The following is a 338-nucleotide window of genomic DNA, read 5'->3' as shown; positions in this document are numbered from 1 at the left end:
CACTTAAACACTTAAACAATGGTCTTTTGGAGCCAATAAAAATCCGAGAGCCTCACAGCCTTCGGATGTTTTTGGTGTTCTACTTTCAGATGCTAGGCGAATTACAAATCAGCGCCATAGATATCAAATGTGAAGTACTTCGCTGCGATCTTATCATAGGTGCCATTTGCTCTAATCTCTTCAATCGCGGCATTGAATTGTTTCGCCAGTTTTGAATCCTGCTTTCTTAGTGCTAAAGCCGTACCTTCGCCAATGTAGGCTTTGTCGGTAACTGCTTTGCCTTTGAACTCAAAACCCTCACCTTCTTTCTTGTCTAAGAAAGCCAATGACAGTTGGTC

General features: G+C 42.3%; 1 protein-coding gene. It reads right to left on the bottom strand.

What is annotated here, in order from left to right:
• Positions 1-101 precede the first annotated feature (101 nt).
• On the bottom strand, positions 102-338 hold a 237-nt coding region (locus tag AB4496_RS27965; RefSeq protein WP_372133291.1), incomplete at its 5' end, for a transporter substrate-binding domain-containing protein.

It is taken from the genome of Vibrio sp. 10N.222.46.A1 (genome assembly GCF_041473595.1).
GTDB classification, from domain to species: domain Bacteria; phylum Pseudomonadota; class Gammaproteobacteria; order Enterobacterales; family Vibrionaceae; genus Vibrio; species Vibrio tasmaniensis_A.
This window is presented reverse-complemented; position numbering and strand designations above follow the sequence as displayed.